Consider the following 15,524-nt stretch of genomic DNA (forward strand, 5'->3'; position numbering starts at 1 on the left):
TTCAAGGGGGGTTTGAATAATCATAGTTGATGATGTGGATTATAATAAATAAAAGTTAGAAAGCGAAATGCGAATCCCTTCCCAAAATCGCGTTTTTCTGTTCAAGAAACCTATAAGAAGTTCTTTATGGCCTTCTATCTCGTTGTTTTCAATAGGGCTTAACTCTGAAATCCGCGAAACTCCCAGCGAATTAGCAGAAGTTCCAAGTCGCAGCCCTGAGTTTTCTGCAACGAACCACCTGTCGTGCACTGGGTGATCTCCATCATTGTTAACTCCGATTATCGCTATCTCTATGTCGGATGACGATGCGTCGCAAACGTCACGCCATGCATTTGCGAATGTGTCTTCGAAATTTCCGTCTGGAATTGACTTCTTTACATGGCGTCGCCCAGTGAGAATTCTCATTGGCGATTTCGGTGCGACCTTTGAAATTTCAAAAAGTAGATCAACTTCATCTGGCCCGAAAAATGGGTCGGAAATGATAATGGTTTCCCCATCTACGGATTTTGCCCATTCCAATATTCTTCCTACGGCCGTTGCTCGATCTCCAGGGCCTATGATTCCTGAGTTTTGAATTCCCCGGGCGCCAAGAATATTTGTCGTACCATGAAGAAGTGATATTAAAAGTTCTCCGGATTTTGTGGATGATTTGAAAATATTGAAAACCATTTTTTCGCCTTTGGAATTTGCCCCTCCCTTTCTGATTGAGTTCTCCAATATCCAACTCCAAACGCAGTAGGCGCTTTCAAATGGCAGAGAGGGCGCGCGTGTAAGCAGTCGCTTAAAGTCTTCAATGGGCCGTGGGCTAATGCGATTAGCATTTAAGGCGCCAAGGTTTCTAATGGAAATTTCAGAAATATCTTTTTCCGATTTTTCAGCAAGATCAATTTTTTCTGGATCAGCCGCCATTTCCCTTTGTAACTTTTGTAGTTTTATACGAGATTCTAAAGCGGTCCTGTCATTTTTTCTGGCTCTGTCCCTATCTGCAAGCTCAATAAAGTCTTCCGCTAAGTCTGGATCGATGTTATATACAATATCAAGAAGTCGCTGTTTTCTTTCGTAAACATTCACTTCAGGATCAGCATCGTTTGTGAGCTTCATTCCATATCGAGCAAGCGATAGTGATCCCTTTTTGTCGCAATCACCGATGATCTCTGCTAGCCATGCACATCTATCAATTCGATCCAAAATTGTTGGACATGAATCTACATCTGATTTGATCTGAATCTGCCAATCTTCTGGTATTAAATTAATTTTCGCTTTTGCTCCGGCGGCAACGAAAGCGGTCACGACCGCTCGATCAGAAACATTCGACAATTTGCGTGCTTCCGTATAAAGATTTTTCCATACAGACGCGGGAATTTGCAAGCCGATGGCTTGTCGTGCTTTGTAAATATGTGCCAAGCTGGAGATAAGAAATCCTTGATGAGCAATATTTTTTTGATCAGGCAGGCGATTTCGGCATATACCTTCAAGACTTGTGAGAAATTCTGCAACTTGATTTCTTCTAAATTTTCTTTCATTTTTTTTTGCACTCAAGGCGTTTGTGAATGCTTCTAAGACATTAAAAATGACCCAATCAGTGCTTAATTTTCCAATTAATGAAATTATTGATGCGGCTGTTGTTGCATCGATTTCATGTCCGTCAATTCCTGGATCTTTATACGAATCCGTATCTGCTACTTTTCGAAGGAGGGTGAAGCATATGCTCGCAATCGCGCTGTCTCTGCGCGCACTTGCTGAAATTTTATCGACCAGGAGCTGACCAGAAGCCTCATGAGTAATGTAGAGAAATGGAGCAGCAAGTGAAATTGTTATTTCATCGCTAAATCGTTGGAAATCATTTTCTAAGGATGGGAGCATTGGTTCCACAAATTTTTTAAAAATGTATTTGCTTGTTTGCTGCTTCCCCGAGAAATGAAGGCGAATCCCAAGTTCACACCACAGTTGAAGGCGTTCATCAGTGACAGCAATAGCGTGTATTAGGTCTTTAATTTTGGCAAGATCTTCAGATTCAACTTCTGACTCAATGGCGATGTATGAATAAGCGCGAACTGCAAGACTTGCCGTAAGCTTTAAAACGTCGCTAAGCGCCTCTGAGGGGGCTGTGATGGACTGCTCTTCTTTGGTGATTTTTTGCAGCCATGTGATGGCAAGTTCTCTATCATGACTAAAAATGTTTCTAACTAAACTGTAGCCAAGATCCCAACGCACCCAATCGATATCTATATTGCTCCAGCATTCCGTTAGCTCGCGTTTGAGAATGTCCATTTTCGCTGGCTCGGCACTGAGGAGCATCTCTATTTGAAGGCTATGTCTTAGTGCAATAAAACGATAATTTGCTACTCGCAGCCTCTTCCATAGCGACTGGACAGCTTCATTGCAGCCATTTGCTTGATCCGATTTCAAATGCTCTTCGATTTGATAAAGAGTGCTTAAAATTGCAGTGGAACGTGAATTTTCGTCTTCGATGCTTTCTGCGCATTGAAGAATATATTTGGGATTGCCTGCATATTTTTTTAAAGAGATTAACTCAGCTAGCAATAATGCATAAGCAGAATCCCGTCTGGACTCCGTATTCAGCGAGCGGCAAATTCGGATGGCAAGTTCAGTGTCGGCACGAGCGAGTGCTGGTAAAGCTGTTTTTGTTGCGGCAAAATGATCGGCGGAATTTGCTAAGAGCTCTTCAAGCGAGTGCATCAAAGAGTTTGTTGCATGAGAGATTAGTGAAGTTTTTTCTTCTAAGCTATCACACTCAGGAAACTGCTTGAGAGCATGTAGCATCCATGATAAGCATGCCGCTCGAATGCTTATATCATTTTGATCTTCGATATTTACTAGTATTTCCAAAAGAGTAAGTTCGGCATCGCAAGGGCGGAGCCGATATTCAGCCTCAGCAAGCAACATCCTCAAACGAATTCCTTCAGTAGAGCTCCCTAAAAAAAACTCGCTGGTTAACTGAGTTTGAATTCTCTTGCTTAGTTTTTCTACTTCATCAAGGTTCTGGGTGTGTGGAATAACTAGTGAGATAGCTCGAAGATCTTCAATTCGTGGTGAGCGAGTGAGATCTTTTAATATTGCATCAAGAGCCGCACTAGCTACGCTATATGCTCCTGGATCAGATCGTCTTCTACCAATCCATTCTTTTACGAACCATAAATCGCTTGTAATATCTGATGATTGTTGAATGCGCGTACAGATTTTATCCGCTGGGGTTCTGTCTACCATCTGGCCTAGCACTGCAGCAAAGCGCTTATGGTACTGCTCTGACATCCGAATCTCTAATTCGCTACTTTTATAGAGATCTGCATCGATATTTATGCTGTTTGATGTGCCCGGATTGTTTGGGCTGGTTGATTCCGGAATGTCTCTGCGACTAACTAACGCATTTGCGCTATTAAACAGTGATACGGCAGCCTCGAGGTCGACAACTATTAAGTCGCATGCGATTGGAATTGCAAGACTTCCTAGGTTTTCGGGTGTGATTTCATCGAGCAAGAGCTTTATTTCTTCTTTTAGCACCTGAGGGATAGTCTTGCGCTCACTAAAAAGTGATTTTGCTGTACTGGCAAGTAATTTTAATCTTTCCTCGCGAGTAGCAGCGGAGGAGGAAATTTCAATTGCTTGCTCCGTATCTCCCATACTGATGAGAGCCTCTATTCGCCGCTGTGATCCAACGGAAAATGTTAAACCACTCACGATACTTTTTCCCATGCCATAAATAGATATTAGGGATTCATTGTTATATTCGCGTGCGGCCTTCAAACCGAGTTCAAAATTTGCACGAAGTGCGCGCAAAGATTTTTCATTATTTAAAAGGCGGCAAAAGTGATCCGTATTTAGCTTGGAAAACAATTCATCATACTTGCCCATCTGCAGAAGCTGACTTGGTAGGTGACGGTCGGCTTCGATGCTTTCGGAACGAGCAAGAAGGTCATCCATTAAATTCTGATTGACTTCGTTTTCGTACATTGAAAGTTTCTGGCGCAGATACTTTCTTTCGAGATCGGAGTTTACGGAAATGTAATCGGTTTCTGTGTCGTAAGCAGCAAAGGAGGTTTTTTGACAAAATATTTTGATATTTGAAAGGTCAAAATGAGTGAAGCGTTTGATATCGTCTGTTGTTAGTGGTCGATTGGAGTAGCATAAATATGCAAGAACTGCCTTGTCCTCATCTGCATTTATTGACTCCCATTCAATATCCATCAAATCATCAAGCTCCCCGGTGTTGCCTGAAAAAATTTCATCCAAAGAAATGCTGCCACCTTTGATGATGGCTTTGAATTTTGTCATCCTGCCGATCGAATTTCCGCAGAATTTTTTAATATCTGAAATGTCTTTTCCGGTTAATCCAGAAATATCGGAAAAGAATTCTGTAGCTTCCTCTTGTGCTATTGGAATCAATGGAATGCTTTTTATGGATTTGCACTTTGCTCGAATATCAGAATCTATGTCGCCGCTGCAAGAAATTAAAAATCTAAAATCTTGCTGCCCGAAAGGCAAAAGATCCAAAATCTCAGATTTGAGTCTAGCTTCCGGAGACGATTTTCCAACTAGTCCATCCAGTACGAAAGTTATGGGCTGCTGCTTTGCATGCTTTTGCAAGCGAAATAGCATTCTTTTATACTCTACTGAGTCAAGTGAATCGAAACTTGCAGATTTTCCATTTAATATCCAATGAATTTGCTCTCCTGGCACTAGTCGAGCATATTCCGGCGAATAGAAATAGCTATCGCCTGGAGATAAAAAAACTCCAATTGAATTTTGTGGATGCCGATGCATGTAACCTGCAAGAAATTCGGTTTTCCCACCTTGCACTTCGCTTTCAATAAGCACGCAGCGAGCGGTTTCTTTTAAAATTGATTCAACATAGTCATAAAGATTATCTCTTGAGATGGTCTTGGAAGGCCTTCTTGGGAAGTTTCTGCAAAAGTCACTTGTTCCAACTACTAACTCGAGTGATTCTTTAGAATTCATTTTAAAAATCGTTTAAAAATGTAAGCACAACCTTTATAGCGTTAAATGGCGATGTGGTCAATATTATTTTTGCACGCGGATGGGCCGCAGCCCGCCAACCTATTAGAAAGAGTTGTATGGGCATTAAGCAAAAAAAAACGCCTACGCGGGTTCTTGTATTTCGCGACGGCCTGGAGGGTTTTCGCTGGCTACCGATCTGCGCTTGTTGATGCGCTGTACGCCGCAACAGGGAATCAACGACTAGCTCGCTTGGGCTGTCATAGAGTAATCGCGGTCGCCGAAAATCTCGGTCGGGTAGTCCAATTCAGACCCCGCTGCGGGCCAAGCTGAAGGTCACGGTGTAATGTTCACCTAGAAGCCGATGGCGCGCCGCACTGTGACGGATTGAAAATCAAAACTGGATAAAGATCTTGCAGCGTCTGGTAGGAATTTCCGTCAATCTTCCTCAACCGCCTCCTCCCGCTTCCTGCTAACCGCAGGCAGCAACACAATCGACAGTCAAATCGCTGCAATCGCTAGTAGCTACGCGGATAGGGGCTGGATCGCGACAGCAGCAGCGCCAACTCAGGTTATCTATCCTTATTGGGACCGGCACCGGCGGTGCGAGTTCGCAGCTGCGTTTGTGGAATACATAGCCCGGTACGCCAAAGACTGCCTAATCCAGAACTTAAAGGTCGTGTTTTGTCCGAATACGCGCCGATCGCGCGGAACAGCACGAAGGCAGGTAAAACCCTTGTAGGGAGGGACAGTAGATTGAGGCAAAGGCCGACAATAGGCAGGTTCAACATCAAGAGCATCAGGTTGTCGATTCATAGCGATGCAATCACGCCCCTGAGCAGCTTGGTCGCTAGTTGTCGCATCCCGGATGATTGCATCGACTCTAAACGCTATCCACTCTTCATGGCCCGAGCTGTTTTGAAGGAGTTGATAGAGTCCTTGCAATCTATCCAGGGAGTGAAGCCATGTTGATAGCCCTGCACAAGAACGCCCGCACCACTCCCGCAGTGCGCGCCGAGATCGCAGCAATGAACCAGCCAGCGTCCTGGCCCAGCGCTTTGGGATCACTGAGCGGACGGTCTACAAGTGGATAGAAGCGCGATGTCTTTGCAGACCGCTCGCACACGGCCCATCGCCTGCAGACGGTGCTCACGCCTGCGCAAGAGACCGTGGTGGTTCACTTGCGACATACCCTGCTGCTGCCCCTGGATGACCTGCTGGCGGTCACGCGAGAGTTCTTGAGCCCCGATGTCTCACGCTCAGGTTTGGACAGGTGCCTGCGCCGCCATGGAGCGGGCAACCTCAACGCCCTCAAGCCCCACGAGCCTGCGGTAGCCCACAAGGCCTTCAAGAGCTACGAGCCAGGCTACGTGCACATGGACGTGAAGTACCTGCCCCAGATGCAGGACGAGAGCAGCAGGCGCTATCTGTTCGTGGCCATCGACAGGGCCACGCGCTGGGTGTTCGTGCAGTTCAAGGCCAACAAGACAGCGGCCAGTGCCAGGGCCCTTCTCAAAGCACTTCACAAGGCGTGCCCGATCAGGATCAACAAGCTGTTGACCGACAACGGCAAGGAGTTCACAGACCGACTGTTTGCCAGCCGGGAGCGCGAACCCAGCGGCAACCATGAGTTCGACCAACTGTGCCAGGAGCTGGGCATAGAGCACCGGCTGACCAAGCCCAGGACTCCGAGAACCAACGGCATGGTGGAGCGGTTCAATGGCCGCATAGCGGACGTCCTGAAGACCCACCGATTCAACAGCCGTGAAGATATGGAGCAGACCTTGCAGCGCTATGTGGCCTTGTACAACCACCAGTTGCCACAGTCAGCGCTCAAGAGCAGAACGCCAATGCAGGCCATGAAAGGGTGGTACCAAGAGCACCCGGATCTGTTTCACAAGCGGCCATATGATCGTCCGGGATGTGACAGCTAGTCACCACATGCGGGCCGGGCTGGATCTTGTGGATGGTCATGGGCCTGCCATCAGCTTCATCACGGCATTTAGCGGAATGCCCCACGGCCAGCAACAGGATGGAAAGAGGTCTGCTCACCGGCCTTGTTCGCAGGTCAGCGCAGGACAAAGCGCTTTCCCATAAAAAAAGCCCGCCGAAGCGGACTTTCCTGCGCAAGGGCCTCGAAGACAGGAGCCTTCGAAAACCCGCTTGCCAATCAACGCTTGCCGATAGGCGGCACATCACGGCGCACAGAGCCCGTGAACAGCTGGCGGGGGCGGCCGATCTTGTACTCGGGGTCGCCGATCATTTCGTTCAGCTGGGCGATCCAGCCCACGGTGCGGGCCAGGCTGAAGATGCCGGTGAACAGGTTCACGGGGATGCCGATGGCGCGTTGCACGATGCCGGAGTAGAAGTCGACGTTCGGGTAGAGCTTGCGCTGCACGAAGTAGTCGTCTTCCAGGGCGATCTTTTCCAGTTCCTTGGCCAGCTTGAACAGGGGGTCGTTTTCAAGGCCCAGTTCGGCCAGCACTTCATTGCAAGTCTCTTGCATGAGCTTGGCGCGCGGGTCGTAGTTCTAGTACACGCGGTGGCCAAAGCCCATGAGCTTGACGCCGGAGTTCTTGTCCTTGACCTGCTTGATGAAGTCGCCGATCTTCTCCACGCCGCCTTGGGCCTGGATGTCGTACAGCATGTTCAGGGCTGCTTCGTTGGCACCGCCGTGGGCAGGGCCCCACAGGCACGCCACACCGGCGGCGATGGCCGCGAACGGGTTGGTGCCCGACGAGCCGCACAGGCGCACGGTGGAGGTCGATGCGTTCTGCTCGTGGTCTGCGTGCAGGATGAAGATGCGGTCCAGTGCGCGTTCCAGCACAGGGTTGACCTTGTACTCTTCGCAGGGCGTGCCGAACATCATGCGCAGGAAGTTGCCTGCGTAGGACAGGTTGTTCTGCGGGTACATGTAAGGCTGGCCCACGCCGTACTTGTATGCCATGGACACCAGCGTCGGCATCTTGGCGATCAGGCGGATAGCAGCGATCTCGCGGTGCTGCGGGTTGTTGATGTCGGTGCTGTCGTGGTAGAAGGCCGACAGGGCGCCCACCAGACCGGTCAGCACGGCCATGGGGTGCGCGTCACGGCGGAAGCCACGCAGGAAGAACTGCATCTGCTCGTTGACCATGGTGTGGTTGGTCACGCGGCTGGTGAAGTCGGTCTTCTGGGCTTCGTTGGGCAGGTCACCGTACAGCAGCAGGTGGCAGGTTTCCAGGAAGTCGCAGTTCTGCGCCAACTGCTCAATGGGGTAGCCGCGGTACAGCAGCTCGCCCTTGTCGCCATCGATGTACGTGATGGCCGACTGGGTGGCTGCGGTCGACAGGAAGCCCGGGTCATAGGTGAACATGCCCGTTTGCGCATACAGCTTGCGGATGTCGATGACGTCCGGGCCGATGCTGCCCTGGTAGACCGGCAGGTCCACGCTGGGGCTGCCGTTACTGAACGACAGGGTGGCTTTGTTGTCAGCTAGCTTCATTGTTACTTTCCTTGGGTAGGTTGCCGGTAATCCGGGGGTTCAGGCCTTGTCTCAGGTCTCTATGGTTCAGGGCCGTGGCCGTACTGCGCCACCACTGAGCCGCAGCATGCCGAGTACTTCACGCACTTCTTCTGTATCCAGTTCACCTTCGGGCTCGCGCCGGGCGAGCACCAGGTCCAGGAGGTCGTTGTCCGCCAGGTCCATGAGCGTGTTCATGCCGTAGGCCTGGCGCCAGGTCAGGCCCGCCCCGTGCTTGGCGAAGAAGTTCTCGATGTAGAGATCGTTCTCCAGCAGGCCGCGCCGGCAGCGCCAGTGCAGCTTGGCGCGTTCGCGGTCGTCCAGCACATCGGAGGGCGACGGCAGGACGGGGTTCGGGGTATCGGACATGAAATGGATGCTCTGGACAAGGTCAGACGGCGCGGCGCACCATCAGTTCCTTGATCTTGCCGATGGCCTTCGTGGGGTTCAGGCCCTTGGGGCACACGTCCACGCAGTTCATGATGGTGTGGCAGCGGAACAGGCGGTACGGGTCTTCCAGGTTATCCAGGCGCGCACCCGTGGCTTCGTCGCGGCTGTCGGCGATGAAGCGGTAGGCCTGCAGCAGGCCGGCGGGGCCCACGAACTTGTCGGGATTCCACCAGAAGCTGGGGCAGCTGGTGGAGCAGCTGGCGCACAGGATGCACTCGTACAGGCCGTTGAGCTCTTCGCGCTCTTCGGGGCTCTGCAGGCGTTCCTTCTCGGGGGCCAGGTCCTCGGTGATGAGGTACGGCTTGATCGAGTTGTACTGCTTGAAGAACTGCGTCATGTCCACGATCAGATCGCGGATCACCGGCAGGCCGGGCAGGGGCTTCAGAACGATGGTGCCCTTGAGGGTGTTCATGTTCGTCAGGCAGGCCAGGCCGTTCTTGCCGTTGATGTTCATCGCGTCGGAGCCGCACACGCCTTCGCGGCACGAGCGGCGGAACGACAGCGAGGGGTCTTGCTCCTTGAGCTTGACCAGGGCGTCGAGCAGCATGCGTTCGTGGCCGTCGAGTTCGATCTCGATGGTCTGCATGTAGGGCTTGGCGTCCTTGTCCGGGTCGTAGCGGTAGATTTGAAAGGTGCGCTTCATGTTGTTCTTTCGTGAGGCTGCTGGATCTTCAGAACGTACGGACCTTGGGAGGCACGCTGTCCACCGTCAGGGGCTTGAGGTTGACGGGCTTGTAGGTCAGGCTGTTGTCGGCGCTGTGCCACAGGGTGTGCTTCATCCACTCCTTGTCGTTGCGGCCCAGCGGGAACTCGGCGTGGTCGGCAGGGTGTTCGTAGTCGTACACGGTGTGTGCGCCACGGCATTCCTTGCGGGCTGCGGCCGAGGTCATCGTGGCCTGGGCCACTTCGATCAGGTTGTCGACTTCCAGCGCTTCCATGCGGGCCGTGTTCCAGACCTTGGACTTGTCCTTCAGGGTCACGCCGCTCACGCGTTCACGGATGGCGTTGATCTTGACCGTGCCTTCGTCCATGCTGGCCTGCGTGCGGAACACACCGGCGTGCAGCTGCATGCCGGCGCGGATGTCGTTGGCCACGTCCTGCGCGTAGATGCCTTCGTTGGAGTCCTGCAGCTGGTTCAGGCGGGCCAGGGTGCGCTCCGCGCCGTCGGCGGGCACGGGCTGGTGTTCGCCGGAGCCCTTGACGAAGTTGACGATGTGCTTGCCGGCCGACTTGCCGAAGACCAGCAGGTCCAGCAGCGAGTTGGTGCCCAGGCGGTTGGCGCCGTGCACCGACACGCAGGAGCATTCGCCCACCGCGTACAGGCCGTTGACGATGTGGTTCTGCTGGCCGTCGTGCACGACCACCTGGCCGTTGATGTTGGTGGGGATGCCACCCATCTGGTAGTGGATGGTGGGCACCACGGGGATCGGTTCCTTGGTGATGTCCACGTTGGCGAAGTTGTGGCCGATCTCTTCCACCGATGGCAGGCGCTTCCTGATGGTGTCCGCGCCCAGGTGGTCGAGCTTCATCAGGATGTAGTCCTTGTTCGGACCGCAGCCACGGCCTTCCTTGATTTCCTGGTCCATCGAGCGCGACACGAAGTCGCGGGGTGCCAGGTCCTTCAGGGTGGGCGCGTAGCGCTCCATGAAGCGTTCGCCATTGCTGTTGAGCAGGATGGCGCCTTCGCCGCGGCAGCCTTCGGTCAGCAGCACGCCCGCGCCGGCCACGCCGGTGGGGTGGAACTGCCAGAACTCCATGTCCTGCAGCGGGATGCCGGCGCGTGCCGCCATGCCCAGGCCGTCGCCGGTGTTGATGAAGGCGTTGGTCGATGCCGCGAAGATGCGGCCTGCGCCGCCGGTGGCCAGCAGCACGGCCTTGGCGTGAAGTTCGTACAGGTCGCCGGTTTCCAGCTCCAGCGCGGTCACGCCGACCACGTCGCCCTGGGTGTTGCGGATCAGGTCCAGCGCCATCCACTCCACGAAGAAGTTGGTCTTGGACTTCACGTTCTGCTGGTACAGCGTGTGCAGCATGGCGTGGCCGGTGCGGTCGGCGGCGGCGCAAGCGCGCTGCACGGGCTTTTCACCGTAGTTGGCGGTGTGGCCGCCGAAGGGGCGCTGGTAGATGGTGCCGTCGGGGTTGCGGTCGAACGGCATGCCGAAGTGTTCGAGCTCGATCACCACGTTGGGTGCTTCGCGGCACATGAACTCGATGGCGTCCTGGTCGCCCAGCCAGTCCGAACCCTTGATGGTGTCGTAGAAGTGGTAGTGCCAGTTGTCTTCGCTCATGTTGCCCAGCGATGCGGACACGCCGCCCTGCGCCGCCACGGTGTGCGAGCGGGTGGGGAACACCTTGGACAGGCAGGCCACGTTCAGGCCTGCGCGGGACAGTTCCAGCGATGCGCGCATGCCGGAGCCGCCGGCGCCGACGATGACGACGTCGAACTTGCGCTTGGTGATGTTAGCTTTGGTGTAGCTCATTGTTGTTTGCCTTCAGTCGCGGGGGATCGGTATCAGAGACGCCACAGAACCTGGATGCCCCAGCCGGCGCAGCCGACGAGCCAGACGATGGTGAAAACCTGCAGTGCCAGGCGGATGCCCACGGGCTTGACGTAGTCCATCAGGATTTCGCGCATGCCGATCCACGCGTGCCACGCCAGCGAGATGATCACGGTGAAGGTCAGCACCTTCATCCACTGGGCCGAGAAGATGCCCGCCCATTTGTCGTAGCCCAGGGGGCCTTTGGAGAAGATCACCTGGGCCAGCAGGGCCAGCGTGAACAGGGCCATCAGGATGGCGGTGACGCGCTGGCTGAGCCAGTCGCGCAGGCCGTAGTGAGCGCCGACGACGACGCGTTTGGAACCGTAATTGACAGACATCGCTGCTTTCCTCTGGTGCGGCGGTGTTGGCTGCGGAATGGCAGCAGTCACCGCTTTTTTTATCGGGGGTGGTGGATCGATCAGTACAGGCCGAAGAGCTTGGCGCCCAGTGCGAGGGTCAGCGTGATGCTGACCACGAAGACTGCGATGGACGAGGTCTTGCCGAATTCCTTGTTCACGGCGCTGTGGCTCACGTCCATCCACAGGTGGCGCAGGCCGGCGCTGAAATGGTGCAGGTACGACCAGATCAGGGCCAGGGCCACGAGCTTGATGAACCAGCCAGGCACGAAGCCGATGCCGATGCTGAACGCCGCGGTGAACCGGGCGAACGAGAATTCAGACGACACCGAGGTGTCGAACATCCAGATGATGAAAGGCAGCAGCAGGAACATGATCAGCCCGCTGCCGCGGTGCAGGATCGACACCCACGCTGCAGGCGTCATGCGGTAGGTGGTCAGGTCCTTGAACGCGTTGATGTTGCGAAATTCAGGCCGTTTTTTGGCGAGCTCGGTCATGTTGAGTGCTTTCGTGGATGTAACTTCTTTGTAATTCGGAGATGCAAAGAACGCAAAATTCTATTGCAACGCAACAACCGGGGTTTCAAGCGGGTCGCAATATTCGAGGTTAATACTCGGGTGCCAGCTTGAAGTCAGCTCAATTCGTTACGGTAGTGGTGGGTGTCGGTCAGGTACAGGCCACGCCGTAACTCCATCGGAACGTCGTTGTAGGTGTAGGCAATGCGCTCCACGCTCAGCAGCGGCGTGGTGGACGCAATGCCCAGCAGGCCGGCCTGCTCCGCGTCTGGCAGCACGGCCCGGATCTTTTCTTCGGCCCGCACCATGCGCACGCCGAAGTCGAGCTCGAACATCGCGTAGGTGGGACCCTGGTAGCTGGCCAGCTGGTCTGCCGTCAGCCCTTTGAAAGCCTGGCCGGGCAGCCAGATGTCTTCCAGGATGGTGGGCACGCCTGCAAAGGCGAGGATGCGCCGGGCCTGCATGACGGCATCGCCGCTGCGCAAGGCCAGCGCCCGCGCCACTTCGGCATTGGCCCGCACGCGGCGGCAGTCGATCACGCGGCGCTGGGCGGGGCCCTCGACGCGGGCGTCGCCGGTGTCGGGCAGCAATTTCAGAAAGCGGTACTGCACATGCTGCTCGGCATGTGTGGCCACGAACGTGCCCTTGCCCTGGCGGCGCATGACCAGATTCTCGGCCGCCAGTTCGTCGATCGCCTTGCGCACCGTGCCCTGGCTGACCCGAAAGCGGGCGGCCAGCTCCATCTCGCTCGGAATGGCTTCGCCAGGCTTCCATTCGCCCTGTTGCAGGCTCTGCAGGATCAGTCCCTTGATCTGCTGGTACAGCGGGCTGAACGCCGGCGTGGCACCGCCCGCGGTGCCCGGTGGCGCAGCAGGGTTGTCGGCGGCGAAAGGAAGCGAGGACATGGCAGGCGGGCGCGGTGGAGCCCTGCGTTGCGGCAGGGATTTGCGGACGACGAAGAGGCCTCAATCATATCTTATATAAGACATAAGACAAATTGACCGGGGTGTCCAATCAGCGGTACACTCCAAGGCTGTTTTGCGGGGCACGGGCTGCTGGTAACAGAGGCTGGTGCTTGTTTGCATCACCTTCTGTTTTTTCACTTCCTGGAGTTTTCACCATGAGCAAGAAGCCTGTTCGCGTGGCCGTTACCGGCGCCGCTGGCCAAATCGGTTACGCCCTGCTGTTTCGCATCGCCTCCGGCGAAATGCTGGGCAAGGACCAGCCCGTCATTCTTCAACTGCTCGAAATCCCCGACGAGAAGGCCCAGAACGCCCTGAAGGGCGTGATCATGGAGCTGGAAGACTGCGCATTCCCGCTGCTGGCCGGCATCGAAGCCCACAGCGACCCGCTGCAGGCCTTCAAGGACACCGACTACGCCCTGCTGGTGGGTGCCCGTCCTCGCGGCCCCGGCATGGAGCGCGCCGACCTGCTGGCCGCCAACGCCCAGATCTTCACTGCCCAGGGCAAGGCCCTGAACGCAGTGGCTTCGCGCAACGTCAAGGTGCTGGTGGTGGGCAACCCCGCCAACACCAACGCCTACATCGCCATGAAGTCGGCCCCCGACCTGCCAGCGAAGAACTTCACCGCCATGCTGCGCCTGGACCACAACCGCGCTGCCTCGCAACTGGCGGCCAAGACCGGCACGAAGGTGGGCGATATCCGCAAGCTGACCGTGTGGGGCAACCACTCGCCCACCATGTACGCCGACTACCGCTTTGCCACCACCAACGGCAAGTCGATCAAGGACCTGGTGAACGACCAGGTCTGGAACGCCGACACCTTCCTGCCCACCGTGGGCAAGCGCGGCGCGGCCATCATCGCCGCCCGCGGCCTGTCGTCGGCCGCTTCGGCTGCCAACGCCGCCATCGACCACATCCGTGACTGGGCCCTGGGCTCCAATGGCGAGTGGGTCACGATGGGCGTGCCATCAAACGGCGAATACGGCATTCCTGCCGGCATCGTGTTCGGCTTCCCGGTCACCACCGAAAACGGCGAGTACAAGATCGTCGAAGGCCTGGAGATCGATGCCTTCTCGCAAGAAGCCATCAACAAGACCCTGGCCGAGCTGCAAGGCGAGCAGGACGGCGTCAAGCACCTGCTGTAAAGCCAGCCCGCACCATGCAGCCGACGCCACAGGCATCGGGCCTTCGGGCCGCCCCAGCCCCTGAACAGGGGCAGGGCGCTGCACAACCCCATCCGCGCGATGTGCTTCTAGGCGCCCAGGCGCAGACCGGTTTTCTGCCGGTCTGCGACCACTACAGCGGCGTGGAAGCGCGCATGCGCAAAAGCCTGCAATTGCAGGCCGAGATGACGCAAGAGTTCGGAACCTGCGTCTTTGATGTCACCCTCGATTGCGAGGACGGAGCGCCCGTCGGTCTGGAGTCCGAGCACGCGCGGCTGGTGGCTGCACTGGCCGTTGCCGCAGCCCCCGGCGCCCGCGTGGCCGCCCGGGTGCATGCGGTGGACCACCCCGCATTCGCCAACGACGTGGCCGTGATCGCCGGCGAGGCGGGCCACAGGCTGTGCCACATCATGGTGCCCAAGGTCGAGTCGGTGGACGATGTCCTGCTGGCCGAGCGCGCCATCGACCGCGCGTCGCCCTCGCAGCTGCCCATCCATGTGCTGATCGAATCCCCGGCGGCTGTGCACCGTGCCTTCGAGATCGCCGCCCATCCCCGCGTGCAGAGCCTGAGCTTCGGGCTCATGGACTTCGTGTCGGCCCATGCCGGTGCGATCCCGGCCCATGGCATGACGTCGGCCGGGCAGTTCACGCACCCGCTGGTGGTGCGCGCCAAGCTGGAGATCGCCGCGGCCTGCCACGCGCACGGCAAGGTGCCGTCCCATTGTGTGGTGACGGAGTTCGCCGACACGGCGGCCATGCAACGTGCGGCCAGCCAGGCGGCCCACGAGCTGGGCTACACCCGCATGTGGAGCATCCACCCGGCGCAGATCCGCCCCATCCTGCAAGCGTTCGCGCCGCAGCAGGACGATATCGAGCATGCTTCCAAAATAATAGCGGCTGCCGCCGATGCTGATTGGGCTCCGATCAGCATGGATGGCACGCTGCACGACCGTGCCAGCTACCGTTTCTTCTGGCAGGTCATCGAGCGCGCCCACAGCACCGGGCGCGCGCTTCCCCAGGCGGTGCGCCATTGGTTTGACGCGCCGGCTTTCGCTTGAGTTGTAGATA

General features: G+C 55.8%; 9 protein-coding genes and 2 pseudogenes. 3 read left to right on the top strand and 8 right to left on the bottom strand.

The features are described 5' to 3' along the window. Positions 1 to 39 precede the first annotated feature (39 nt). Entirely contained in the window at positions 40 to 4,977 is a 4,938-nt protein-coding gene (locus ACIGHN_RS08035; protein WP_396503964.1) for a hypothetical protein, read from the bottom strand. A 962-nt stretch (positions 4,978 to 5,939) separates the two neighbouring features. Between ACIGHN_RS08035 and ACIGHN_RS08040 the strand changes: the two are divergent. After that, positions 5,940 to 6,908: pseudogene (locus tag ACIGHN_RS08040) on the top strand (IS481 family transposase). A gap of 236 nt (positions 6,909 to 7,144) precedes the next feature. Here ACIGHN_RS08040 and ACIGHN_RS08045 read toward each other — a convergent pair. From ACIGHN_RS08045 to ACIGHN_RS08075, 7 genes and pseudogenes are all read right to left on the bottom strand, one after another. Beyond that, positions 7,145 to 8,455, bottom strand: a pseudogene (locus ACIGHN_RS08045) (citrate synthase). Between the two features lie 66 nt (positions 8,456 to 8,521). Continuing rightward, positions 8,522 to 8,842 (bottom strand): succinate dehydrogenase assembly factor 2, encoded by a 321-nt coding sequence (locus ACIGHN_RS08050; RefSeq protein WP_056419026.1) that lies wholly within the window; start codon positions 8,840 to 8,842, stop codon positions 8,522 to 8,524. A gap of 22 nt (positions 8,843 to 8,864) precedes the next feature. Then, the gene (locus ACIGHN_RS08055; protein WP_056170220.1) at positions 8,865 to 9,566 is read right to left on the bottom strand and encodes a succinate dehydrogenase iron-sulfur subunit; all 702 of its coding nucleotides are present in this window, start codon (positions 9,564 to 9,566) and stop codon (positions 8,865 to 8,867) included. Positions 9,567 to 9,594: 28 nt separating this feature from the next. After that, complete coding sequence (sdhA, locus tag ACIGHN_RS08060; protein WP_056419025.1) at positions 9,595 to 11,400, bottom strand: succinate dehydrogenase flavoprotein subunit; 1,806 nt, start codon at positions 11,398 to 11,400, stop codon at positions 9,595 to 9,597. Positions 11,401 to 11,432: 32 nt separating this feature from the next. Continuing rightward, the gene (gene sdhD, locus ACIGHN_RS08065; protein ID WP_056170214.1) at positions 11,433 to 11,798 is read right to left on the bottom strand and encodes a succinate dehydrogenase, hydrophobic membrane anchor protein; all 366 of its coding nucleotides are present in this window, start codon (positions 11,796 to 11,798) and stop codon (positions 11,433 to 11,435) included. Positions 11,799 to 11,878: 80 nt separating this feature from the next. Further along, on the bottom strand, positions 11,879 to 12,313 hold the full coding sequence (gene sdhC / locus ACIGHN_RS08070) for a succinate dehydrogenase, cytochrome b556 subunit (RefSeq protein WP_056170211.1): 435 nt from the start codon (positions 12,311 to 12,313) through the stop codon (positions 11,879 to 11,881). A 134-nt stretch (positions 12,314 to 12,447) separates the two neighbouring features. Beyond that, the gene (locus ACIGHN_RS08075; protein ID WP_056419024.1) at positions 12,448 to 13,236 is read right to left on the bottom strand and encodes a GntR family transcriptional regulator; all 789 of its coding nucleotides are present in this window, start codon (positions 13,234 to 13,236) and stop codon (positions 12,448 to 12,450) included. Between the two features lie 215 nt (positions 13,237 to 13,451). Here ACIGHN_RS08075 and ACIGHN_RS08080 point away from each other — a divergent pair, with 215 nt between their 5' ends. Together ACIGHN_RS08080 and ACIGHN_RS08085 are read left to right on the top strand one after the other, a co-directional pair. Further along, positions 13,452 to 14,438: a malate dehydrogenase gene (locus ACIGHN_RS08080; protein WP_056419023.1), complete on the top strand. Its 987-nt coding sequence runs from the start codon at positions 13,452 to 13,454 to the stop codon at positions 14,436 to 14,438. Positions 14,439 to 14,452: 14 nt separating this feature from the next. Then, entirely contained in the window at positions 14,453 to 15,514 is a 1,062-nt protein-coding gene (locus tag ACIGHN_RS08085; RefSeq protein ID WP_396503965.1) for an HpcH/HpaI aldolase/citrate lyase family protein, read from the top strand. Positions 15,515 to 15,524 lie beyond the last annotated feature (10 nt).

The organism is Acidovorax sp. NPDC077693, assembly GCF_044542805.1.
In the GTDB taxonomy this organism is placed as follows: Bacteria; Pseudomonadota; Gammaproteobacteria; order Burkholderiales; family Burkholderiaceae_C; genus Acidovorax.

What these genes read in the sequence shown, in the direction of transcription:
- ACIGHN_RS08035 (WP_396503964.1), bottom strand. Translation starts at nt 4,977, where the DNA reads ATGAATTCTAAAGAATCACTCGAGTTAGTAGTTGGAACAAGTGACTTT.
- ACIGHN_RS08050 (WP_056419026.1), bottom strand. Translation starts at nt 8,842, where the DNA reads ATGTCCGATACCCCGAACCCCGTCCTGCCGTCGCCCTCCGATGTGCTG.
- ACIGHN_RS08085 (WP_396503965.1), top strand. Translation starts at nt 14,453, where the DNA reads ATGCAGCCGACGCCACAGGCATCGGGCCTTCGGGCCGCCCCAGCCCCT.
- ACIGHN_RS08055 (WP_056170220.1), bottom strand. Translation starts at nt 9,566, where the DNA reads ATGAAGCGCACCTTTCAAATCTACCGCTACGACCCGGACAAGGACGCC.
- sdhD (WP_056170214.1), bottom strand. Translation starts at nt 11,798, where the DNA reads ATGTCTGTCAATTACGGTTCCAAACGCGTCGTCGTCGGCGCTCACTAC.
- ACIGHN_RS08080 (WP_056419023.1), top strand. Translation starts at nt 13,452, where the DNA reads ATGAGCAAGAAGCCTGTTCGCGTGGCCGTTACCGGCGCCGCTGGCCAA.
- sdhA (WP_056419025.1), bottom strand. Translation starts at nt 11,400, where the DNA reads ATGAGCTACACCAAAGCTAACATCACCAAGCGCAAGTTCGACGTCGTC.
- sdhC (WP_056170211.1), bottom strand. Translation starts at nt 12,313, where the DNA reads ATGACCGAGCTCGCCAAAAAACGGCCTGAATTTCGCAACATCAACGCG.
- ACIGHN_RS08075 (WP_056419024.1), bottom strand. Translation starts at nt 13,236, where the DNA reads ATGTCCTCGCTTCCTTTCGCCGCCGACAACCCTGCTGCGCCACCGGGC.